Origin of the sequence: Streptomyces sp. NPDC085596 (assembly GCF_044541565.1) — a bacterium.
Classification (GTDB): Bacteria; Actinomycetota; Actinomycetes; order Streptomycetales; family Streptomycetaceae; genus Streptomyces.
This window is the reverse complement of record NZ_JBITTC010000004.1, coordinates 105,804-126,217: the sequence shown is the minus strand read 5'-3', so window position 1 is coordinate 126,217 and position 20,414 is coordinate 105,804. Positions and strand designations below refer to the sequence as shown.

Annotated in this window: 22 protein-coding genes and 1 riboswitch; of the genes, 8 read left to right on the top strand and 14 right to left on the bottom strand. The window is 72.3% G+C overall.

The genetic code is table 11. From position 1 onward, the window contains the following. The first annotated feature begins 56 nt into the window (after nt 1-56). A complete protein-coding gene (gene ddaH, locus ACIGA3_RS13710; protein ID WP_399714323.1) occupies nt 57-869 on the top strand; it encodes a dimethylargininase in 813 nt (270 codons plus the stop codon). Further along, nucleotides 866-2,092, top strand: coding sequence for an ornithine--oxo-acid transaminase (rocD, locus tag ACIGA3_RS13705; protein ID WP_399714321.1), 1,227 nt, complete (start codon nt 866-868; stop codon nt 2,090-2,092). The genes ddaH and rocD overlap by 4 nt, the downstream gene beginning before the upstream one ends. 50 nt (nt 2,093-2,142) lie before the next feature. Here rocD and ACIGA3_RS13700 read toward each other — a convergent pair whose 3' ends face one another. From ACIGA3_RS13700 to ACIGA3_RS13685, 4 genes are all read right to left on the bottom strand, one after another. Beyond that, nucleotides 2,143-2,751, bottom strand: coding sequence for a DUF305 domain-containing protein (locus ACIGA3_RS13700; RefSeq protein ID WP_399714318.1), 609 nt, complete (start codon nt 2,749-2,751; stop codon nt 2,143-2,145). 81 nt (nt 2,752-2,832) lie between these two features. Further along, nucleotides 2,833-3,231, bottom strand: coding sequence for a DUF6153 family protein (locus ACIGA3_RS13695; protein ID WP_399714316.1), 399 nt, complete (start codon nt 3,229-3,231; stop codon nt 2,833-2,835). Nucleotides 3,232-3,395: 164 nt separating this feature from the next. Next, nucleotides 3,396-4,700, bottom strand: a complete 1,305-nt coding sequence (locus ACIGA3_RS13690; protein ID WP_399714313.1) for a cytochrome d ubiquinol oxidase subunit II — start codon at nt 4,698-4,700, stop codon at nt 3,396-3,398. Beyond that, a complete protein-coding gene (locus ACIGA3_RS13685; protein WP_399714311.1) occupies nt 4,701-6,137 on the bottom strand; it encodes a cytochrome ubiquinol oxidase subunit I in 1,437 nt (478 codons plus the stop codon). A 197-nt stretch (nt 6,138-6,334) separates the two neighbouring features. On the opposite strand from ACIGA3_RS13685, the gene ACIGA3_RS13680 reads away from it, so the two are divergent. Continuing rightward, nucleotides 6,335-7,045 (top strand): lysophospholipid acyltransferase family protein, encoded by a 711-nt coding sequence (locus tag ACIGA3_RS13680; protein WP_399714308.1) that lies wholly within the window; start codon nt 6,335-6,337, stop codon nt 7,043-7,045. Between the two features lie 96 nt (nt 7,046-7,141). Here ACIGA3_RS13680 and ACIGA3_RS13675 read toward each other — a convergent pair whose 3' ends face one another. From ACIGA3_RS13675 to ACIGA3_RS13640, 8 genes are all read right to left on the bottom strand, one after another. Beyond that, the gene (locus ACIGA3_RS13675) at nt 7,142-8,737 is read right to left on the bottom strand and encodes an alpha/beta hydrolase (protein WP_399714305.1); all 1,596 of its coding nucleotides are present in this window, start codon (nt 8,735-8,737) and stop codon (nt 7,142-7,144) included. A gap of 114 nt (nt 8,738-8,851) precedes the next feature. Further along, nucleotides 8,852-9,649 (bottom strand): urease accessory protein UreD, encoded by a 798-nt coding sequence (locus ACIGA3_RS13670; protein ID WP_399714303.1) that lies wholly within the window; start codon nt 9,647-9,649, stop codon nt 8,852-8,854. Then, the gene (gene ureG, locus ACIGA3_RS13665) at nt 9,613-10,290 is read right to left on the bottom strand and encodes an urease accessory protein UreG (protein WP_399714300.1); all 678 of its coding nucleotides are present in this window, start codon (nt 10,288-10,290) and stop codon (nt 9,613-9,615) included. Before ureG ends, ACIGA3_RS13670 begins: the two co-directional genes overlap by 37 nt. Before the next feature lie 31 nt (nt 10,291-10,321). Continuing rightward, nucleotides 10,322-10,996 carry an urease accessory protein UreF gene (locus ACIGA3_RS13660; protein WP_399714298.1) on the bottom strand — a complete coding sequence of 225 codons (675 nt, stop codon included), beginning with the start codon at nt 10,994-10,996 and terminating at the stop codon, nt 10,322-10,324. Continuing rightward, entirely contained in the window at nt 10,996-12,717 is a 1,722-nt protein-coding gene (locus ACIGA3_RS13655; protein WP_399714296.1) for an urease subunit alpha, read from the bottom strand. Before ACIGA3_RS13655 ends, ACIGA3_RS13660 begins: the two co-directional genes overlap by 1 nt. Continuing rightward, complete coding sequence (locus ACIGA3_RS13650) at nt 12,710-13,021, bottom strand: urease subunit beta (protein ID WP_399714293.1); 312 nt, start codon at nt 13,019-13,021, stop codon at nt 12,710-12,712. The genes ACIGA3_RS13655 and ACIGA3_RS13650 overlap by 8 nt, the downstream gene beginning before the upstream one ends. A 10-nt stretch (nt 13,022-13,031) precedes the next feature. After that, nucleotides 13,032-13,334 (bottom strand): urease subunit gamma, encoded by a 303-nt coding sequence (locus ACIGA3_RS13645; protein ID WP_399714291.1) that lies wholly within the window; start codon nt 13,332-13,334, stop codon nt 13,032-13,034. A gap of 181 nt (nt 13,335-13,515) precedes the next feature. Continuing rightward, complete coding sequence (locus ACIGA3_RS13640) at nt 13,516-13,818, bottom strand: type II toxin-antitoxin system Phd/YefM family antitoxin (protein WP_399714289.1); 303 nt, start codon at nt 13,816-13,818, stop codon at nt 13,516-13,518. Nucleotides 13,819-13,903: 85 nt separating this feature from the next. Between ACIGA3_RS13640 and ACIGA3_RS13635 the strand changes: the two genes are divergently transcribed. The 3 genes from ACIGA3_RS13635 (at nt 13,904) to ACIGA3_RS13625 (ending at nt 15,878) form a co-directional block, all read left to right on the top strand. After that, on the top strand, nt 13,904-14,530 hold the full coding sequence (locus ACIGA3_RS13635) for an ATP-dependent Clp protease proteolytic subunit (protein WP_399714287.1): 627 nt from the start codon (nt 13,904-13,906) through the stop codon (nt 14,528-14,530). Between the two features lie 7 nt (nt 14,531-14,537). Beyond that, the gene (locus tag ACIGA3_RS13630; RefSeq protein ID WP_399715376.1) at nt 14,538-14,846 is read left to right on the top strand and encodes a hypothetical protein; all 309 of its coding nucleotides are present in this window, start codon (nt 14,538-14,540) and stop codon (nt 14,844-14,846) included. A 425-nt stretch (nt 14,847-15,271) separates the two neighbouring features. Beyond that, nucleotides 15,272-15,402, top strand: a riboswitch (cyclic di-AMP (ydaO/yuaA leader). A 2-nt stretch (nt 15,403-15,404) separates the two neighbouring features. Further along, complete coding sequence (locus ACIGA3_RS13625) at nt 15,405-15,878, top strand: C40 family peptidase (protein ID WP_399714284.1); 474 nt, start codon at nt 15,405-15,407, stop codon at nt 15,876-15,878. A gap of 95 nt (nt 15,879-15,973) precedes the next feature. On the opposite strand, the gene ACIGA3_RS13620 is transcribed toward ACIGA3_RS13625, so the two are convergent. Then, nucleotides 15,974-16,444, bottom strand: coding sequence for an ATP-binding protein (locus ACIGA3_RS13620; RefSeq protein ID WP_399714281.1), 471 nt, complete (start codon nt 16,442-16,444; stop codon nt 15,974-15,976). Between the two features lie 222 nt (nt 16,445-16,666). Next, a complete protein-coding gene (locus tag ACIGA3_RS13615; RefSeq protein ID WP_399714278.1) occupies nt 16,667-17,797 on the bottom strand; it encodes an 8-amino-7-oxononanoate synthase in 1,131 nt (376 codons plus the stop codon). A 162-nt stretch (nt 17,798-17,959) separates the two neighbouring features. Between ACIGA3_RS13615 and bioB the strand changes: the two genes are divergently transcribed. Further along, on the top strand, nt 17,960-19,144 hold the full coding sequence (bioB, locus tag ACIGA3_RS13610; protein ID WP_399714275.1) for a biotin synthase BioB: 1,185 nt from the start codon (nt 17,960-17,962) through the stop codon (nt 19,142-19,144). Further along, nucleotides 19,137-20,414: an adenosylmethionine--8-amino-7-oxononanoate transaminase gene (locus tag ACIGA3_RS13605; RefSeq protein WP_399714272.1), complete on the top strand. Its 1,278-nt coding sequence runs from the start codon at nt 19,137-19,139 to the stop codon at nt 20,412-20,414. The genes bioB and ACIGA3_RS13605 overlap by 8 nt, the downstream gene beginning before the upstream one ends.

The following is a 20,414-nucleotide window of genomic DNA, read 5'->3' as shown; positions in this document are numbered from 1 at the left end:
TTCTACCGTGGTGTCACCGCCGTGAGTAACACACTGGAAAGCGGAGGAAACCCTCTGTGGCCGAAACCCGTGCGCAGCGCCCCCGGCGCTTTCTGGTCTGCGAACCCAGGCACTTCACCGTGCAGTACGCGATCAACGCCTGGATGCGCCCCGACGCCCCCGTGGACGTCGATCTCGCCCAGTCCCAGTGGCAGACGCTGATCGACGCCTACCGCGCCCATGGTCACACCGTGGACGCGGTCGACCCGGTGCCGGGCCTGCCCGACATGGTCTTCGCGGCCAACGCCGCCTTCGTGGTCGGCGGCCGGGTGTTCGGCTCGCTGTTCCACGCGCCCGAGCGGCGCCCGGAGTCGCTGCACTACGACTCCTGGTTCAAGACGGCGGGGTACGACGTGTACCGCCCGCTGGCGGTGACCGAGGGCGAGGGCGACCTCGTGTGGACCGGACGGTACGTGCTGGCCGGCACCGGTTTCCGCACCACCCGCGACGCCCACCGCGAGGCGCAGGAGTTCTTCGGCCACCCGGTGATCGCCCTGACCCTGGTGGACCCGTACTTCTACCACCTGGACACGGCGCTGTTCGTGCTGGACGACGACAACATCGCCTACTACCCGGAGGCGTTCTCGGCGGGCAGCCGCGAGGTGCTCCAGCGGCTGTACCCGGACGCGGTGCTCGCCACCCGTGACGACGCGATGGCATTCGGCCTGAACTCCGTGTCCGACGGCCGGCACGTCTTCATCGCCCCCCAGGCCGAGGTGCTCGCCGAGCGCCTGGCGACGCATGGCTACGACCCCGTGCCCGTCGATCTGTCGGAGCTGCACAAGGCAGGCGGCGGCATCAAGTGCTGCACTCAGGAGATCCGCTCATGACCGCACCCGCGCACGCGCGCACGTCCGCCGACCTGATCCGGGCGGAGGAGCCGGTGCTCGCGCACAACTACCACCCGCTGCCCGTCGTCGTGGCACGGGCCGAGGGCGCCTGGGTGGAGGACGTCGAGGGCCGCCGGTACCTCGACATGCTGGCGGGCTACTCGGCCCTCAACTTCGGCCACCGCCACCCGGCGCTGCTCCAGGCCGCGCACGACCAGCTGGACCGGCTGACCCTGACCTCCCGCGCCTTCCACAACGACCGGCTCGCCGAGTTCGCGGAGCGGCTCGCGGCGCTGACCGGGCTGGACATGGTGCTGCCGATGAACACCGGCGCGGAGGCGGTGGAGAGCGGCATCAAGGTGGCCCGCAAGTGGGCGTACGACGTGAAGGGCGTGCCCGAGGGGCAGGCCACGATCGTGGTCGCGGCGGACAACTTCCACGGCCGTACGACGACCATCGTCAGCTTCTCCACGGACGAGACGGCGCGGGCGGGCTTCGGCCCCTTCACGCCCGGTTTCAAGATCGTGCCGTACAACGACCTGGCCGCGCTGGAGGAGGCGGTCGACGAGACGACGGCCGCGGTGCTGATCGAGCCCATCCAGGGCGAGGCCGGGGTGATCATCCCGGACGAGGGCTATCTGACCGGTGTCCGGGAGCTGACCCGGCGCAAGGGGTGCCTGTTCATCGCGGACGAGATCCAGTCCGGTCTCGGCCGCACCGGCCGCACCCTCGCCGTCGAGCACGAGTCGGTGGTGCCGGACGTGCTGCTGCTGGGCAAGGCGCTGGGCGGCGGCATCGTGCCGGTGTCGGCGGTGGTGGCCCGGCGCGAGGTGATGGGCGTGCTGGGTCCGGGCGAGCACGGCTCCACCTTCGGCGGCAACCCGCTGGCGGCGGCGGTGGGCACGGCGGTGGTCGAGCTGCTGGAGACGGGCGAGTTCCAGCGCCGCGCCGACGAGCTGGGTACGGTCCTGCGGGAGGGGCTTGAGGCGCTGCGCGGTCACGGGGTGACCGGGTTCCGGGCGCGGGGTCTGTGGGCGGGCGTGGACGTGGACCCGGCGCTGGGCACGGGCCGGGAGATCAGCGAGCGGCTGATGCGCGAGGGAATCCTCGTCAAGGACACCCACGGCTCCACCATCAGGCTCGCTCCCCCGCTGACGGTGACGGCGGATGAACTGCGGTCGGCGCTGGGCACGCTGGAGAAGGTGCTGGGGCAGGCGGGCTGAGCCCGTGAGGGCGGGGCCGGAGCTCGCGGCTCCGGCCCCGCCCATTTCGGTCACTTCTCGCCGAGCAGGCCCTTCATCTCCTTGATCTCGGCGCTCTGCGCGGCGATCACGTCGTCCGCCATCTTCATCGCGCGGCCGTCACGGCCCTTGGCCTGCTCCGTGCCGGCCATCTCCACGGCGCCCTGGTGGTGGGCGATCATCAGGGTCAGGAACTTCCTGTCGAAGTCCGCGCCGGTGGCCTTCTCCAGGGCCGTCATGTCGTCGGCGCTCATCATCCCGGACATGCCTGCCATGCCGCCGTGCCGCGAGTGGTCCATGCCAGCCATCGGGGCCTCTTCGCCCCAGGACTTCAGCCAGCCGGTCATGGTGCGGATCTCCGGGTCCTGTGCCTTCTCGATCCGGCCGGCCAGCGCCTTCACCTCGGCGGAGGCGGCGCGACCGGGGGCCAGCCGGGCCATCTCCAGGGCCTGCTGGTGGTGCGGGATCATGCCCTGCGCGAAGGTGACGTCCTGGGCGTTGTGGGCGTCGGCCTCGGCCGACGCTGCCGGGGCGCCGTGGGCGCCGGTGTGCTTGTCCCCGCCGCAGGCGGCGAGGAGGAGGGCTGCGGCGACGGTGGCGGTGCCGAGCGCGGCACGGCGGATCGCGTGGGAGGTGGTCATGCGGGAACTCCTGCTGGTGGATGGGGTTTTGGGCACACCTGGAGACGGCCGCGCTTCAGGGGCGCGCGGTCGTGGGTGCCTCTAGATCCGCAGGAGCTGGAGTTCGGCGAGTGAGGGGGGCGCGCGGGCGCTGTCCGGCGCGGTGGCGGCACGGGTGCGCGGGTCGCCGCACGGCTCGGGCGCGCCTGCCGGTCCCACGACCGGCTCCGGCAGTTCGGGCCCGCCGCCGACTGCACCGCACGCGCAGGTCGGGTCGGCGTGGTGCATGTGGTGGCCGCCGCAGTGGCCGTCGGGGCAGTCGCCGGGCGCGTCGATGACGGCACCCGCGTGGACGGCGTGGGCGTGCTCCGGGTGCCCGGTGCCGCCGACCGGCGCCAGCGCGTGCATGCCGAGCAGCCCGGCCAGCACCGCGAGCACGAGCAGCGCGAGCGGGCGCCGCAGGGGCGGTCGCGGGGTGCGCTGGTGCAGGGGGCCGACCATGCCGGTCATCCTACGAGCGCCCCTCGCGCGGGCTACGGCGGGACTCGCCGCCCGGGTGCGCGGCGGGGCCCACGAGCGGCGTTCAGGGCGCGGACGCCCACCACGACGAGGGAGTCGTACAGCGGGGGTTCAGACCGCGGCGAACGCCCGCCCGTCAGGGGTGTTCAGCGCGCGGTCCCTGTGGGCGTCCGGCCGTGCCGCGCGCGCTCCCGCGAACGCCGTACCACGCGCGCTCCCGCGACCGCGGTCGCGGCCACCGCCCCGGCGCAGAGCGCGTAGGGCACCCAGCGGGGGCGGGGCGCGTCCTGGACGGCGGTCCGGTCCAGCGGTACGGCGGGAACCTGGTCGCCGCCGGCCTTCGCCATGGAGACCCGGCCCGTCCCGGCACCGCGATGGCCCCTGGTCGCGACGGCCCGGCGGCCCTCCGTTCCGGCACGCTGGTCCCGCTCCGTCACAGTGCCCCGAAAGGGCCGGTCGTCCACTCCCACGTCGCCCCGCCCGCTGAGCCGGAACAGCAGTACCAGGGACGGCACGATGAGCACCGCCGCGACGATGGCGACGCCGACGACGACGGCCAGGGTGGCGTCCGGCGCGGCGGCCTCGTTGATGGAGAGGTGGGTGCCGAGGAGGTACGGCGTCTGGGCCACGCCCCAGCCGATCACGACCAGCGCGACGGCGCCCGCCGCCGCCACCCGTGTCCCGAGCTTCTGCTTGGCCCACAGCAGGGCCAGTCCGACCAGGCCACCGACGGCCGCGACGACCACCAGGGGCAGCGCCGGCCCGCTGAGGCGGTCGAAGAGGCGCGGCGAGTCGGCCTGGAGGACGAAGATGCCGGCGATGCTGACCGCGCCGGTGACCGCTCCGGCGGCAATCGCCCGGTCACGGTAGTAGCGGTACAGCTTCTGGTCGTCGCGGTGCAGCGCCTCCACGGTCAGATAGGTGGCGGCGAGGTAGGAGCAGGCCAGCACGGCGAGGATGCCGCCGAGGATGCTGGTGGGGTTGACCCAGCTCGACACCGCGTCGCCGTTGCCCGCCGTGGGCACGCGGCCGGAGGCGAGGCCGCCCGCGATGGCGCCGAAGCAGTACGGCGTCAGGACGGAGGAGAGTGCGAAGGCGGCGCCGTACAGGCGTTGCTCCGGGGTGCGGACGGTCGCCTTGCGGAAGGCGAATCCGGCGCCGCGCAGCACGATGCCGAGCAGGGCGAGGACCATCGGGATGTAGAGCGTGGTGGTGATGGCGGAGAAGGCGGTCGGGAAGCCGCTCCACAGGACGACGAGACAGTAGATCAGCCAGGTGTGGTTGGCCTCCCAGACCGGGGCGAGGGAGGCGTCGATCAGGTGGCGTGGCTCGCGGCCGCGCTTGGCGCCGCCCGCCATCAGGTCCCACAGGCCCGCGCCGAAGTCGGCTCCGCCGAGCACCGCGTAGGCGACGACGCCGATGAAGAGGAATACCGCGACCAACTCGGCCATTTACAGCACCTTCCCCTTGGAACGCTCGAGCCGGGAGCCGGGCGTGGCGTCGGGGCCGTAGGGCACGTGGACGTTCTCGTCGCCCTGTTTCTGCCAGCGTCGCTTCATCGACAGCAGCACCCAGATGGCACCGGCGCCGACCGCCGTGTAGAGCACCACCACCCCCGCGAAGGTGGGCCAGAGGTTGCCCTGGGTGGTCACCGCGTCTCTGGTGCGCAGCAGCCCGACGACGATCCACGGCTGCCGGCCGACCTCGGTGGTCACCCAGCCGGCCTCCAGACTGAGGATGGAGACGATGCCGCACACCGAGGCGGCGCCCAGGAACCAGCGGTTGGTCTGGAGGGTGTTCCGGCGCTTCCACCAGATCCAGACGAACCAGGCGGCCACGGCGAGCATCAGCATGGAGGTGCCGACCATGATGTCGAACGCCCAGTGCACGATGTTGACCTGTGCGGTGGTGGGTCTGACGTCGACGGGGACGGCGTCGAGTCCCTGGATGCGGGTCGAGGGTTTGAACCCGGCGAGGATGGAGGCCACCCACGGCACCGAGATGCCGTAGCGGACCTCGCCGTCGATGAGCACACCGCCGAGTGTCTCGGGCACATGGGTGCCGGTGGTGGGCAGCATCTCGATGGCCGCGAACTTGGCGGGCTCGTCGTCGAAGACCTGCCGGGCGATGGTGTCACCGACGAAGATCTGCACCGGCAGGGCGACCGCGGCGGTGATGAAGCTGATCAGGAAGCCGAGCTTCTGGTAATGGCCGCGCCGCCCTCTGATCATGCCCACCGCGTAGACGCTCGCCACGCAGAACCCGGCGACGATGTAGGCGGCCAGCAGCATGTGCCAGAACTGGAGCCAGAAGGCGTTGTTGAAGAAGACCTCGCCCGGCCGGACATCGACGAGTTCGCCACCCCGCATGGTGATACCGCCGGGCTGGTTCATCCAGCTGTTGGCGGCGATGACGGCGCCCGCTCCCCCGATGCTGGCCAGCGCCACCGGCACGCCCGACCAGAAGTGGGCCCAGGGGGGCATTCGGTCCCAGCCGTAGATGTAGATGGCCACGAAGATCGCTTCGAGGAAGAAGAACAGCCCCTCGATGGCGAAGGGGAAGCCGAAGGCGGCGCCGTACTTCCCCATCAGCCCCGGCCACAGCAGACCCAGCTCGAAGGAGAGGACCGTTCCGGTGATGGCGCCGACCGCGAAGAGCAGGGCGGCCACCTTGGACCAGCGCCGGGCCAGCAGCAGCGCGGCCTCGTCCCCCTTGCGCAGTCCCCGGTAGTTGGCGATGAGCATCAGGCTGGTCAGTGCCACGCCGAAGGGCACCAGGATGATGTGGAAGCCCAGGGTGAAGGCCATCTGTTCCCTGGCCGGCAATAGCTGATCCGGCTCGGCGGCGGCCAGGAGCATGGGGTACCTGGCCAGGTCGACCGTCAACATGGACGGGCCCTCCTCTTCGCTGGGTCAGCCGTTCTCAGGCGAATCTGCCACTATTTCTCCCGATTCGCCTGGTGTGGATGCACCGGGTCGTGGGTTCGGGGCGGAGCCGCTTCCGCGAATTCGCCGCGCGATGAGCATGAGCCCGGCCGCGGGCGGTAACAGGTGACTGCACAGGCCGCTGCGAGCGAGAGGGAGCCGTGTTCTACCACTTGCTGAAGTACGTGCTGCTGGGCCCGGTGCTTAGGCTGGCCTTCAGGCCCCGGATCGAGGGGCTGGACCATGTGCCGGAGTCGGGCGCGGCGATCATCGCCGGGAACCATCTGTCGTTCTCCGACCACTTCCTGATGCCCGCCATCCTGAAGCGCCGGATCACCTTCCTCGCCAAGGCGGAGTACTTCACCGGGCCGGGGCTCAAGGGCCGGCTGACGGCGTTCTTCTTCCGCAGCGCGGGCCAGATCCCGGTGGACCGCTCGGGCAAGGAGGCCGGGCAGGCGGCCGTCCGCGAGGGGCTGAAGGTGCTGGGCCGGGACGAACTGCTCGGGATCTACCCCGAGGGGACCCGGTCGCACGACGGGCGGCTGTACAAGGGGAAGGTCGGGGTGGCGGTGATGGCACTGAAGGCCGGGGCGCCCGTCGTGCCCTGCGCCATGATCGGCACGTTCGAGGCGCAGCCGCCCGGCCGGAAGATCCCGAGGCTGCGCCCCATCACCATCCGCTTCGGCGAGCCGCTGGAGTTCTCCCGCTACGCGGGCCTGGAGGACGAGAAGGCGGTCCTGCGGGCCGTCACGGACGAGATCATGTACGCGGTGCTGGAGCTGTCGGGCCAGGAGTACGTGGACCGGTACGCGGCCGAGGTGAAGGCGGAGGCGGAGGCGGCGCGGACCCGCCGGTTCGTCCGGCGGCGCTGAGCCGTCCGGGAACGCCGAAGGGGGCGACCGGGTGTCCGGGAACGCGGAAGGGGGCGACCGGGTGTCCGGTCGCCCCCTTCTACTCGCTCCGGGCCGTTACGGCTGGGGCGTGGCGTGCGGTGCGCAGGTGACGTCGGAGCTGTCGAGCTTGCCGCTCAGCAGGTAGGCGTCGACGCGCTGGTTGACGCACGGGTTGACCAGTCCGGTCACCCCGTGGGAGCCCGCGCCCTTCTCGGTGATCAGACGGGAGCCCTTGAACCGCTCGTGCAGCGAGACGGCACCGGCGTACGGGGTGGCCGCGTCGTTGGTGGACTGCACGATCAGCACGGGCGGCAGACCGCGGTGGGTGCCGACCTCGACCGGGGTGTGCTGCTTGGCGCCCCATGTGGCACAGGGCAGGTTCATCCAGGCGTTCGCCCAGGTCATGAACGGGTTGTCCTTGTTGAGCCGGGTGTTGTCCCGGTCCCAGGTGCGCCAGCTGGTGGGCCACTTGGCGTCGGCGCACTCGACGGCGGTGTAGACCGCGTTGCCGTTCTCCGCGGAGATGTTGCCCGCGGTGTCCGACAGGTCGGGCGCGGCGGCGTCCACGAGCGCCTGGGTGTCACCGGCGACGTACTTGCTGAACACCGTGGCGACCGGCACCCACGAGGAGTCGTAGTACGGGGCGCTCTGGAAGAAGGAGATCAGCTCGGCCGGGCCGACGACTCCGCCGAGCGGGCTCTTCGCGGCGGCGGCGCGCAGCCCCAGCCACTGGGCCTGCACCGCGGCACGGGTGGTGCCGAGGTGGAAGGCGGCGTCGTTGGCGGCGACCCAGTCCTGCCAGTCCTTCCAGCGGCCCTCGAAGGCGATGTCCTGGTTCAGGTTGGCCTGGTACCAGATGTTCTCGCGCGCGGGGTCGACGACGCTGTCGACGATCATCCGGCGGACGTGACCGGGGAAGAGGGTGCCGTAGACGGCGCCGAGGTAGGTGCCGTAGGAGACGCCCAGGTAGTTGAGCTTCTTCTCGCCGAGTGCGGCCCGGATGACGTCCAGGTCGCGGGCGGTGTTCGGCGTGGTCATGTGCGGCAGCATCGCGCCGCTGCGCTCGGCGCAGCCCTCGGCGTACTCGCGGGCGAGCTTGCGCTGGGCGCGCTTGTCGGCCTCGTCGCGGGGCACCGGGTCGGCCTTGGGCGCCTTGACGAACTCCTGCGGGTCGATACAGGAGATGGGGGCCGAGTGGCCGACGCCGCGCGGGTCGAAGCCCACGAAGTCGTATGCCTTGGCGGTGTTGGTCCACAGCGCGCTCTTGGTGGTGACCCGGCGCGGGAAGCGCAGGCCGGAGCCACCGGGGCCGCCGGGGTTGTAGATGAGGGCGCCCTGGCGCTCCTCCTTGGTGCCGGTGCTGCCGATGCGGTCGACGGCGAGCTTGATCTGCTTGCCGTTCGGCTTGGCGTAGTCCAGCGGTACCGAGACCCAGCCGCACTGGATGGGCTTCTCCAGCCCCCAGTCGGCGGGGCAGTCCTGCCAGTCGATGCCGGCCCTGGCGGCGCGGGCGGCGGCCGTGGCGGCGCCGCGGGCCTCCCGGTCCTGGCCGTGGCGGCTGTCGGCGCTGGCCGCGGGCGCCGTCACCGCGCCGGCTATCAGCGTGGCGGTGACGAGCGCGCCGGCCGAACTGAGCGCCAGCAGACGGCTCTTCGGTTTGTTCTCCCTCAAGGGGTCCCCTCCCCGTGACTTCACTGCGAGTGGTCAGGCGGGGAATCCTCTCGGCTGTGAGCCGTCTGAGAACAGGGTTGGCGGACCTTCTTTACCAATCCGATAAACGGATGGTCAGTTCCGATCGGCGGTCAGTAGCGCCAGCGCCTCGTCCAGGCGGCGCCGCAGGGCGAGCGCGTCGGGCGCCACGGCGCTGACGAGGACCGCCGGTCCGGTGAGCGGCATCAGGGCGGTGCCCTCCCCCAGCATCCGGGGCTCCGCCGGGATGTCCCGCAACTCCGGTGACACGAGTACCAGTTGTCCGACCGACCGGTGTCCGCCGAGCACGGCGGGGCCGTCCCAGCCGCCCGGCGCTCCGGGACCGCAGCACAGCTCCTGGTCGAGCAGCGTGGCACCGGACAGGCGGACGGTGAGCCTGCTGGTGAGCCGCCCCGGCTCTTCCCCGGCCCGCCCGAGCACCTGCTCCTCGCGCAGCAACAGCCGCGCTCCGGGCGCGAGTTCGGCGCGCGTGGTGACGTACAGGTCGCTGCCCCGGGCCGAGATCAGCTGCTCGGGCAGCCAGTGCAGCTCGCCTCCGGCGGCCACGTCGAGCCGTACGTCGTAGCGGGCCTCGCCCTTGGCCTGGCCGGGCAGCGCCAGGGTGGCGGCGGCCGAGCCCAGGTGCAGCCGGGCACCCTCCCCCACCCGGGCGTCGATCGAGAAGCGGTCGCCGCCCAGCGGTCCGCTCATCGCGCCGACCAGCAGGACGCGGGCCTCGGTGCCGTGGGCGCGGGTGCGGCGCGGGGCCAGGGGGCCGTCGCCCTCCAGCACCGGGAGCGCGGTGCCGCCCCGGCCGTCGGCGCGGGCCTCGATCCGGGCGCGGGCGCGGACTCCGGTCACGCCGTCCACGCGGCGAGCCGCTCGCGCACCCATCCGGCCACCTCGCCGACTCCGCCCTGGACGCGCAACGTCTGGAAGACCACCGGGAGTTCGGCCCGCTGCGCCTTGGCGTCGGCGGCCATGCGGGCGAGGTCGGAGCCGACGTACGGGGCGAGGTCGGTCTTGTTGACCACGAGCAGGTCGGCGGTGGTGACGCCGGGTCCGCCCTTGCGCGGGATGTCGTCCCCTCCGGCGACGTCGATGACGAAGATCTGGGCGTCCACGAGCCCCTTGGAGAAGGTGGCCGTGAGATTGTCACCGCCGGACTCGACGAGGATCAGGTCGAGCGGGCCGACCGCGTCCTCCAGATCCTCCACGGCTTCGAGGTTGGCGGAGATGTCGTCGCGGATCGCGGTGTGCGGACAGGCGCCGGTCTCCACGGCCGTGATCCGCTCGGGCGGCAACACGGCTTCCCGCAGCAGGAATTCGGCGTCCTCGCGGGTGTAGATGTCGTTGGTGACGACGGCGAGGGAGAGTTCGTCGCGCAGCACCCGGCACAGGGCGGCGACGGTGGCGGTCTTGCCGGACCCGACCGGGCCGCCGAGGCCGATACGCAGGGCGCGCCGGGCGCCGTCGGGGCGGTGCGCGTCGGCGCTGACGGCGGCGGGACCGGTGTGGGGGTGGTCGAGATGCATGTGCGGCTCCAAGTGCGGTTCGGTGCGGGCCCTATGAGGCGAAGAGGCGGACCGGCCAGGCGGCGTGCGCCTGTGCGCCGATCTCCAGCAGGGGCGCGGACGCGGCGGGCAGGGCGTCGGTTCCTTCGGTCAGCGCGCGCCGGGCGGCCTCCACGGCACGGTCCGCCACCCGGTCCAGCTCGGGTGCCAGCCGGGCCAGTACGCCGGTGGCGTCGAACGGGTCGAGGCTGAGCAGCCGTACGGTGGCGGTCGCCGGGCCGCTCACACTCTCGTACAGCGCGCAGTGGGCGGCGTCCAGCGGCTCCAGGCCGGCCGCGCGGGCGGTGAGGCCGAGGACGACCGGTTGATGGGAACCCTTGGGGAACTCTCCTGTCAGCGCGTCCAGTTCGGGCGACGGCCAGGTGGCGCGTGCCGCCCGTACCAGCTGACGGCCCAGCCTCCGCGCGGCGGTGCGCAGTGCGGGTGACGGGGTGCGGGCATCGGCGGCCGCGTCCAACTCCCGGGCGGGGATGCCGAGTACGGCCGCCGCCGCGAGGGAGGCGGCGACCAGGCCGGTGGTGTGCAGGCGCCCCCGGCAGAAGTCCTCAAGGCTCGCGGCGTCGGTGATGCGGCCCGCCTTGACGGCGGCCTCGGCCCCGCCGGAGTGCGCGTGCCCTCCGGCGGGGAAGCGGCCGTCGGCCAGGACGAGCAGTGCGGCCCTGGACATCAGAAGAGGAAGTAGCGCTGAGCCATGGGCAGTTCGGCTGCCGGTACGGCTTCGACCAGCTCGCCGTCTATGTGCACGGCGAAGCTGTCGGGGTCGATCCGTACGTCCGGCATGGCGTCGTTCTCGCGCAGGTCGGCCTTGGTCACCGCGCGGGTGGACTGGATCGCCACGAACTCCTTGCCCAGGCCCAGCCGTTCGGGCAGGCCGTCCTCGATCGCCAACTGCGAGACGAAGTTGAAGGAGTTGGCCGCCGGCGCCCGGCCGATCGCGCCGAACATCGGTCGGGGCAGGATCGGCTGCGGGGTGGGGATGGAGGCGTTGGCGTCGCCCATCTGCGCGTAGGCGATCTGGCCGCCCTTGAGGACGAGCAGCGGCTTCACCCCGAAGAACGCGGGCTCCCACAGCACCAGGTCGGCCAGCTTGCCGGTCTCGACCGAGCCGATCTCGGCGGCGAGGCCCTGGGCGAGCGCCGGGTTGATCGTGTACTTGGCGACGTAGCGCCGTACCCGGTGGTTGTCGGCGCGGCCGTCGCCGGGCAGTGCGCCCCGGCGGCCCTTCATCACATGGGCGGTCTGCCAGGTGCGGAGGATGACCTCGCCGACGCGCCCCATGGCCTGGGAGTCGGAGGAGATGATCGAGATCGCGCCGAGGTCGTGGAGGATGTCCTCCGCGCCGATGGTGGACGGCCGGATGCGGGACTCGGCGAAGGCGAGGTCCTCGGGGACGGCCGGGTTGAGGTGGTGGCAGACCATCAGCATGTCGAGGTGTTCCTCGGCGGTGTTGACGGTGAACGGCCGGGTCGGATTGGTCGAGCTGGGCAGCACGTTGGGCTGCGAGACGACCGTCATGATGTCCGGCGCGTGCCCGCCCCCGGCGCCCTCGGTGTGGTACGAGTGGATGCCCCGCCCGGCGATGGCGGCGAGGGTGTCGCCCACGAAGCCGGCCTCGTTGAGGGTGTCGGTGTGGATGGCGACCTGGATGCCGGTGCGGTCGGCCACGATGAGGGCCGCGTCGATGACGGCCGGGGTGGAGCCCCAGTCCTCGTGCAGCTTCAGACCGACGGCGCCGCCCCTGATCTGGGACAGCATCGCCTCGTGCGAGACGGTGTTGCCCTTGCCGAGGAAGCCGACGTTGACCGGGTACGCCTCCATCGCCTCCAGCATCCGGGCGAGGTGCCAGGGGCCCGGTGTGACGGTGGTGGCCTTGGAGCCCTCGGCCGGGCCGGTGCCGCCGCCGACCAGGGTGGTCACTCCGGAGGACAGCGCCTCGTCGGCGATCTGCGGGCAGATGAAGTGCACATGGGCGTCGATGGCGCCCGCGGTGAGGATGCGGCCGTTGCCCGCGATGATCTCGGTCTCGGGGCCGATGACGAGGTCGGGGTGGACGCCGTCCATGGTGTCGGGGTTGCCGGCCTTGCCGATACCGGTGATCCGGCCGTCGCGGATGCCGACGTCGGCCTTGATCACGCCCCAGTGGTCCACGATGACGACACCGGTGATCACGGTGTCCGGGGTGCCCTCGGCGCGGGTGGCGCGGGACTGGCCCATGGACTCGCGGATGACCTTGCCGCCGCCGAAGACCGCCTCGTCGCCGGAGGCGCCGGGGCCGCCGGAGCGGTCCTCCTCGATCTCGATGAGGAGGTCGGTGTCGGCCAGGCGGACGCGGTCGCCGGTGGTGGGGCCGAACAGGTCGGCGTAGGCGGCGCGGGAGATCTCAGGCATCCAGGGCACCTCCGGTCGCGCCGCGCAGTCCGGGCACGATCCGGGCGCCGCCGAGCGGGACGAGTTCGACCGCGACGGGGATGCCGGGTTCGAAGCGGACGGCCGTACCGGCGGCGATGTTCAGCCGCTTGCCGTGCGCGGCGGCCCGGTCGAAGTCCAGGCCGGGGTTGGCCTCGGCGAAGTGGTAGTGGGAGCCGACCTGGACGGGGCGGTCGGCGGCGTTGAGGACGGTGAGCGGCGTGATCTCGCGGCCCTCGTTGCAGAGGACCGGGCCGTCGGCGAAGAGCACCTCTCCGGGAATCATGTCGGGCCCCTCAGACGATCGGATCGTGGACGGTGACCAGCTTGGTGCCGTCCGGGAAGGTGGCCTCCACCTGGACGTCGTGGATCATCTCGGGGATGCCGTCCATCACCTCGTCCCGGGTGAGCACCTTGCGGCCGGAGGACATCAGCTCGGCGACGGTCCGGCCGTCGCGGGCGCCCTCCAGGATGTGCGACGTGATGAGCGCGACCGCCTCCGGGTGATTGAGCCGCACGCCGCGGGCCCGGCGCCGCTCGGCCACGTCGGCCGCCACATGGATCAGCAGTCGCTCTTGCTCGTGCGGGGTCAGTTGCACGTCCCACCTCACAGTCCTCGCTCCGGACCGTGCGGGGCCCGGTTGCCGCAGCCACGACTCGGGGCCGGCTGGTACGGAAAACCCCTGGTGGCGTGGGAGCGAAGGCTAGTTCGCCGGCGTTTCGGCGACGTTAACCGGCGGGCGTTCGGCGCGCCTTGACCTCAGGAGGTGCCCAGCGACCTCAGGAGGTGCCCGGCCGGCGGTGCTCGGCGGCGATGCCGAAGCGCTGCCGCTCCTGCGGCGGGGAGGCGGAGATCTCGCGCACGCCGGAGACGGAGCTGATCACCTGCTCGTCCTGCTCTCGCCCGTCGAACGCGGCCTGCGCGTCGAGCGCTTCCAGCCGTGCCAGGTCGGCGGCCGAGACCAGCGCGACGAGCGGCTTGCCGTGCCGGGTCACCACGACCCGCTCACCGCCGTACACCACGCGGTTGATCAGGTCGGCCAGCTCGGCCCTGGCTTGCGTCACCGGAATCTCGTAGGCCATGACCCCATTCTAACGTCACGTACGTCCTGTACATTTTTTACAGAAGCGGGGCTCAAGCGGCCCCGTCGATCAGGAGGGGTGTGCCATGACCCGATCGAACGCCCGACATGTCCTGCCCGAGTTCACCGAACGCGACGGCGGCGTCCACCGCACGCTCGACCCGTACTCCAAGCTGTTCGAACACCGGATCGTGTTCCTGGGCACGCCGCTGGACGCCGCGGCGGCCACGGATGTGATCGCGCAGCTCATGCAGCTCGAACACGCCGCCCCGGACCGGGACATCACGCTGTATCTGAACTGCCCCGGCGGCGACTTCCACGCCATGACGGCGGTGTACGACACGATGCGCTACGTCGGCTGCGACGTGGAGACGTACTGCCTGGGCCAGGCCGTCTCGGTGGCCGCCGTGCTGCTCGCGGCCGGGGCGCCCGGCAAGCGGTTCGCACTGCCCGGCTCGCGGGTCGTGCTGCGCCAGCCGGAGCTGGCCGAGCCGGTGCGGGGACAGCCCAGCGACCTGGCCATCCAGGCCGCGGAGCTGGTCCGGACGCGGGAGCTGATGGAGGAGATGTTCGTCCGGCACACCGGCCGGGACGCCGCCACCGTCCACGCGGACCTGGAGCGCGAGCGGATGCTGGACGCGGCCGGCGCCCTGGAGCACGGCCTGGTCGACGGGATCGTGGGTGCCCGTGAGAACCTGCCCGGCGCCCGGTGAGCGGGCCGTGCTGCCGGAGGAGCTGCCGCCGCTGCCCGCGCTGACCCGCGCGGAGGGCGAGCTGATCGACCGTTACCTGGAGGCGGCCGACCTGCTCGGCCGGATCAACCCGGCCCGGCACGGGGACACGTACCGGGCACTCAGGGCGGCGCAGGCGCTGGTGCGCACGGCGGCCGCGCTCCGTGACGCGCTCGCGCTGATGCACGGGCGGGGCGAGACGGAGCTGTACGGGCGCACGCTGACACACGCGCTGCGGGTGCTGGACGGGGAGCGCCGGGCCGCGCGCGTCGCGCTCCCGCCCGATGGCGTCGGCTGACCCGGACACCGCCTCCGGCCGGACAGCGCCCCGCGTGTCGTCCGCCGAGCCGAAACGGGCCGAACGTGCTACCGCCGACCGGTGTATCTCCGCGCCCGTTTCCGCGCCCGCCGAGTTGCGCGCGGCGCGCCCGGCGGCCCGCCGCGCGGCTGTCGAAGCCCAGGTCCGGGGCTACGGAGGGGAACTGACGACGGCTCGGACACCCCCCTGTCCACCCGAACGGGTGAGTGGTGAGTAACACCACAAACCCCCGGTTCCATTGGGATTTTCGGACAGGAGTGGGCCAAGATCCCTGTCTGACGACAAGCCCCCGCCACACCGGCGGGGCGCATCCGGGCGGACGCCGAGTCCTGCCGCCGCCCGGATGACCGGTCGACAGAAGTGCATCGGCAGGAGTGGAGGACCCGAGCAAGACGGGTCGCCGGGACGAACGTCCGCCAGCAGCGGGCGGTCGTGCCGAGCAGCCCTTGGGGTGAAGCCGTGGTGACACGGCCGGGCAACTTCGCCAGCCCGAATCCGACAGGTCATCCTTCACAGGCGGCTGACGAAGGGTTGCGCATGACTGCGCTCAATCGTGTCCCGTCGCTGATGGCCAGGGCCGGTACGGCCTCGGCCCTCACCCTGGCCGCCGTCGGCGGCTCCATCGCGGTGCCGGGACTGGCCACCGACGCATCCGCCGCCACCACCGCGACGAAGGCACTCAAGGTCGCGGCGTCCAAGAAGGGCGCACCGTACCGCTACGGAGCCACCGGGCCGGGCAGGTTCGACTGCTCGGGCCTGACGCTGTACTCGTTCAAGAAGGCGGGCAAGAAGCTGCCGCGGACGGCCGCACAGCAGTACAACAAGACGCACCACATTTCCTCGGGTCACCGCAAGGCCGGTGACCTGGTGTTCTTCCACTCGGGCTCCAGCGTCTACCACGTCGGCATCTACGCCGGTAAGGGCAAGATCTGGCACGCGCCGAAGACCGGGGACGTGGTGCGGCTCCAGAAGATCTGGACCAAGAGCGTCTGGTACGGCCGGGTCAACTGACCCACGGGGGCGTGGCGGGAGCGGCTCCTCACGGGCGTACACGCGTCCTGGGCCGCCCCTGGCCTCCCGGCCGGTCCCGGGGCACCCAGGGCGGCTCAGCGGGCCGGTGAGGGCTCCGGGCGGGCCGTGATGGTCAGCGGCCGGCTCGGGACGCTCCAGGGCAGCTCGACGAAGACCGTCTTGCCGCCCTCGCGGGTCGGCCGGACCCGGAGCTTGCCGCCGCACTCGACGGTGAGACACCGGATGATGGCCATGCCGCGCCCGTTGTCCTGGGCGACCGCTGCCGGGAGTCTCTTGGGCAGCCGCGGATGGCTGTCCGTCACCCCGATGAGCAGCAGCTCGTCCCTGGCCAGCACGATGTCCACGGTGAAGGTGGGCGACTGGCCCAGGGTGTGCTGGACGGCGTTGGTGGCGAGTTCGGAGACGATGAGGCGCACGATGTCGGTCACCTCGTCGTCCGAGGGCAGCCCCCAGCCGGCCAGGGTGCCCACGACATAGGACCGGGCCGTGGAGACCGAGGCGGGATCGCTCGGCAGAGTGACGGATGCTTCCAGATGGTCTGCCATGGCGAAGTCGTCCCTTTCCCACGGGCGGCCCGCCGACCTCCCACGCGCCGCACGGCGACGCGGGGCGGAGGATTCGGGCACGGTCCCGCTCTGGTGCCTGCAGGTCACCCTGCCATCACGGGGCCGGTCCGGGGAACCAACCCCCCAGATACGCGGACATCTGTCGCTCAACGGGGTGAACTCTGCGACGCGCGCCCGTATTTGACGGGGTTTTTCCCGACCTCAGCAGGGCCGAACGGCGGTGATGACCCTTACGGCCCGTTCGATCTGTGCCCCGGACAGGTCCGCGCGGGCGGTCAGTCGCAGCCGGGAGACGCCGTCCGGGACGGACGGCGGGCGGAAGCAGCCCACCGACAGACCCCCGGCCCGGCAGTCGGCGGCCCAGCGCACGGCGGCCTCGGGGGACGGTGCCCGTACGGAGACCACGGCCGCGTCCGGACGTACCGCCGCCAGGCCCTCGGCGGTCAGCCGGGCGTGCAGTTCGGCGGCGACCGTGCGAGCGCGCGCCGTGCGCTCCGGTTCGCGCCGGAGCAGGCGCAGCGCGGCGAGCGCCGCCCCCGCGGCGGCGGGGGCGAGACCGGTGTCGAAGATGAACGTCCGCGCGGTGTTGACCAGATGGCCGATCACCCGCGCCGGGCCCAGTACCACCCCGCCCTGGCTGCCCAGCGACTTGGACAGCGTCGCCGTGGCCACCACGTCGGCCGCTCCCGCGAGCCCGGCCGCGTGTGCCGTGCCCCGGCCGCCCTCCCCCAGTACACCCAGACCGTGCGCGTCGTCCACGACCAGCCCGGCCCCGTGTTCCCGGCAGGCTTCGGCCAGTTGGCGCAAGGGGGCCGCGTCGCCGTCGACGGAGAACACCGTGTCGGAGACCGCGATCGCCTCGCCCCGGTGCGTCGCCAGCGCCTTGGCCACGGCCTCCGGGTCGGCGTGCCCGACGACCTGGGTGGTGCCGCGCGCCAGCCGGCAGCCGTCGATCAGGGAGGCGTGGTTGCCCGCGTCGGACACGATCAGCGAGCCGTGCGGGCCCAGCGCGGTGACGGCGGCCAGGTTGGCGGCGTAGCCGGAGGACAGGACGAGCGCCGCCTCGAAGCCGCAGAACTCGGCGAGTTCGGCCTCCAGCCGGGCGTGCAGTTCGGTGGTGCCGGTGACGAGGCGCGAGCCGGTGGCGCCGCCGCCCCAGGTCCGGGCGGCCCGGGCCGCGCCCTCGACGACCTCCGGGTGGCGGGCCAGGCCCAGATAGTCGTTGCTCGCCAGATCCAGCAGGGGTGAGTCGGCGGGACGGGGACGCAGGGTCCGCAGGAGTCCGGCGCGGCGGCGCGCCTCGGCCTGCTCGTCGATCCAGCCGAACGCCATGGTTCCTCCGGGCTCTCGCCAACACGGGCTTTTGTAGACAACAGACAGACACTAGCGGCGCGGAGAGCCGCCCATGATGTGGCAATACCCACACGGTGAACCTCGGTCGTTGTGCGAAGTCTCCTTGGCCCCAGGCGGTCGGGTAGGACAGGATCAAGCCTCATGGACCTGCTGAACACGCTGGTGGACAAGGGACTGCGGCGCGAGACGCCGACGCGCGAGGAAGCGCTCGCCGTGCTCGCCACCTCCGACGACGACCTGCTCGATGTGGTGGCCGCGGCCGGCAAGGTGCGGCGGCACTGGTTCGGCCGCAGGGTGAAACTCAACTATCTGGTCAACCTCAAGTCGGGCCTGTGCCCGGAGGACTGCTCCTACTGCTCCCAGCGGCTGGGCTCTACGGCCGGCATCCTCAAGTACACCTGGCTGAAGCCCGGCCAGGCGTCCGAGGCGGCGGCCGCCGGGCTCGCCGGGGGCGCCAAGCGGGTGTGCCTGGTGGCGTCCGGACGCGGGCCCACGGACCGGGACGTGGACCGGGTCTCCGACACCATCAAGGCCATCAAGGACCGGCACGAGGGCGTAGAGGTGTGCGCCTGCCTCGGCCTGCTGTCGGACGGTCAGGCGGAGCGGCTGCGCGCGGCGGGCGCCGACGCCTACAACCACAACCTCAACACCTCCGAGGCGACCTACGGCGACATCACCACCACCCACACCTACGCCGACCGGGTGGACACGGTGCACAAGGCGCACGCGGCCGGCCTCTCCGCCTGCTCGGGGCTGATCGCGGGCATGGGTGAGCGCGACGAGGACCTGGTGGACGTGGTGTTCGCGCTGCGCGAGCTGGACCCGGACTCCGTTCCGGTGAACTTCCTGATCCCCTTCGAGGGCACCCCGCTGGCCAAGGAGTGGAACCTCACCCCGCAGCGCTGTCTGCGCATCCTGGCGATGGTCCGCTTCGTCTGCCCGGACGTGGAGGTCCGGATCGCGGGCGGCCGCGAGGTCCACCTGCGCTCCCTCCAGCCCCTCGCGCTGCACCTGGCCAACTCGATCTTCCTCGGGGACTACCTGACCAGCGAGGGCCAGGCCGGCAAGGCCGACCTGGAGATGATCGCGGACGCCGGGTTCGAGGTGGAGGGCGCGGACAAGGTGACGCTGCCGGAGCACCGGGCGGCGGGCGGTCGCGGTTCACGTGAGGCGGAGGGCGGGTGCGGGTCGCACACCGGGGGTGGCGTCTGCGGTACGGCCGGGGCGCCGGTCACCGCCGAGGCGCCGGCCACGGCCGAGCCGCGTACCGATCTGGTCGCCGTGCGCCGCCGGGGTGCCGGGACGGACCTCGCGCCCAATGCCTGACCTGGGTACGGCCGAGCTGCTGGAGCTGGACCGGCGGCATGTGTGGCATCCGTACGGTCCGATGCCGGGCCGGGTCGAGCCGCTCGTCGTGGAGTCTGCGAGCGGGGTCCGGCTGCGGCTGGCGGACGGCGGTGAGCTGGTCGACGGGATGTCGTCCTGGTGGTCGGCGATCCACGGCTACGGCCACCCGGTGCTGGACGAGGCGGCGCGGGCGCAGTTGGGGCGGATGAGCCATGTGATGTTCGGCGGGCTCACCCATGAGCCCGCCGTACGGCTGGCGAAGCTCCTTGTCGACATGTCGCCCGAGGGTCTGGAGCACGTCTTCCTCGCGGACTCCGGCTCGGTGTCCGTCGAGGTGGCCGTCAAGATGTGCCTCCAGTACTGGCGTTCGCTCGGCCGCCCCGGCAAGCGGCGCCTGCTGACCTGGCGCGGCGGCTACCACGGCGACACCTGGCACCCGATGTCGGTGTGCGACCCGGAGGGCGGCATGCACGGGCTGTGGTCCGGCGCGCTGCCCCGCCAGGTCTTCGCGGACGCGCCGCCCGCCGCCTACGAGGAGGCGTACGCGGAGCATCTGCGGTCGGTGATCGAGCGGCACGCGGACGAACTGGCCGCCGTGATCGTGGAGCCGGTGGTGCAGGGCGCGGGCGGGATGCGGTTCCACTCCCCCGCGTATCTGCGGGTGCTGCGCGAGGCGTGCGACGCGCATGACGTGTTGCTGGTGTTCGACGAGATCGCCACCGGCTTCGGCCGTACGGGCGCGCTGTTCGCGGCGGAGCACGCGGCGGTCTCGCCGGATGTGATGTGCGTGGGCAAGGCTCTGACCGGCGGTTATCTGACGCTGGCGGCGACCCTGTGCACCGCGCGGGTGGCCGACGGCATCTCGCGCGGCGAGGTGCCGGTGCTCGCGCACGGGCCGACCTTCATGGGCAACCCGCTGGCCGCCGGCGTGGCGTGCGCCTCCATCGAGCTGCTGCTCGGGCAGGACTGGCGGGGCGAGGTCAAGCGGATCGAGACCGGCCTGCGGGAGGGCCTCGCCGGGGCTTCGGAGCTGCCCGGCGTCCGGGACGTGCGTGTCCTGGGCGCCATCGGGGTGGTCCAGCTCGACCACGAGGTGGACATGGCGGCCGCGACGCGGGCCGCTATGCGGGAGGGCGTGTGGCTGCGCCCCTTCCGCGACCTGGTCTACACGATGCCGCCGTACGTCACGGACGACGCGGACGTGGCACGGATCGCGCGCGCGGTGTGCGCCGCCGCGCGGGAGGGATGA

What these genes read in the sequence shown, in the direction of transcription:
- ACIGA3_RS13695 (WP_399714316.1), bottom strand. Translation starts at nt 3,231, where the DNA reads ATGGTCGGCCCCCTGCACCAGCGCACCCCGCGACCGCCCCTGCGGCGC.
- ACIGA3_RS13655 (WP_399714296.1), bottom strand. Translation starts at nt 12,717, where the DNA reads ATGCCTGAGATCTCCCGCGCCGCCTACGCCGACCTGTTCGGCCCCACC.
- ACIGA3_RS13625 (WP_399714284.1), top strand. Translation starts at nt 15,405, where the DNA reads ATGACTGCGCTCAATCGTGTCCCGTCGCTGATGGCCAGGGCCGGTACG.
- bioB (WP_399714275.1), top strand. Translation starts at nt 17,960, where the DNA reads ATGGACCTGCTGAACACGCTGGTGGACAAGGGACTGCGGCGCGAGACG.
- ACIGA3_RS13670 (WP_399714303.1), bottom strand. Translation starts at nt 9,649, where the DNA reads ATGGGTGCGCGAGCGGCTCGCCGCGTGGACGGCGTGACCGGAGTCCGC.
- ACIGA3_RS13690 (WP_399714313.1), bottom strand. Translation starts at nt 4,700, where the DNA reads ATGGCCGAGTTGGTCGCGGTATTCCTCTTCATCGGCGTCGTCGCCTAC.
- ureG (WP_399714300.1), bottom strand. Translation starts at nt 10,290, where the DNA reads ATGCATCTCGACCACCCCCACACCGGTCCCGCCGCCGTCAGCGCCGAC.
- ACIGA3_RS13640 (WP_399714289.1), bottom strand. Translation starts at nt 13,818, where the DNA reads ATGGCCTACGAGATTCCGGTGACGCAAGCCAGGGCCGAGCTGGCCGAC.
- ACIGA3_RS13605 (WP_399714272.1), top strand. Translation starts at nt 19,137, where the DNA reads ATGCCTGACCTGGGTACGGCCGAGCTGCTGGAGCTGGACCGGCGGCAT.
- ACIGA3_RS13660 (WP_399714298.1), bottom strand. Translation starts at nt 10,996, where the DNA reads ATGTCCAGGGCCGCACTGCTCGTCCTGGCCGACGGCCGCTTCCCCGCC.
- ACIGA3_RS13700 (WP_399714318.1), bottom strand. Translation starts at nt 2,751, where the DNA reads ATGACCACCTCCCACGCGATCCGCCGTGCCGCGCTCGGCACCGCCACC.
- ACIGA3_RS13615 (WP_399714278.1), bottom strand. Translation starts at nt 17,797, where the DNA reads ATGGCGTTCGGCTGGATCGACGAGCAGGCCGAGGCGCGCCGCCGCGCC.
- ACIGA3_RS13685 (WP_399714311.1), bottom strand. Translation starts at nt 6,137, where the DNA reads ATGTTGACGGTCGACCTGGCCAGGTACCCCATGCTCCTGGCCGCCGCC.
- ACIGA3_RS13650 (WP_399714293.1), bottom strand. Translation starts at nt 13,021, where the DNA reads ATGATTCCCGGAGAGGTGCTCTTCGCCGACGGCCCGGTCCTCTGCAAC.
- ACIGA3_RS13635 (WP_399714287.1), top strand. Translation starts at nt 13,904, where the DNA reads ATGACCCGATCGAACGCCCGACATGTCCTGCCCGAGTTCACCGAACGC.
- ACIGA3_RS13620 (WP_399714281.1), bottom strand. Translation starts at nt 16,444, where the DNA reads ATGGCAGACCATCTGGAAGCATCCGTCACTCTGCCGAGCGATCCCGCC.
- rocD (WP_399714321.1), top strand. Translation starts at nt 866, where the DNA reads ATGACCGCACCCGCGCACGCGCGCACGTCCGCCGACCTGATCCGGGCG.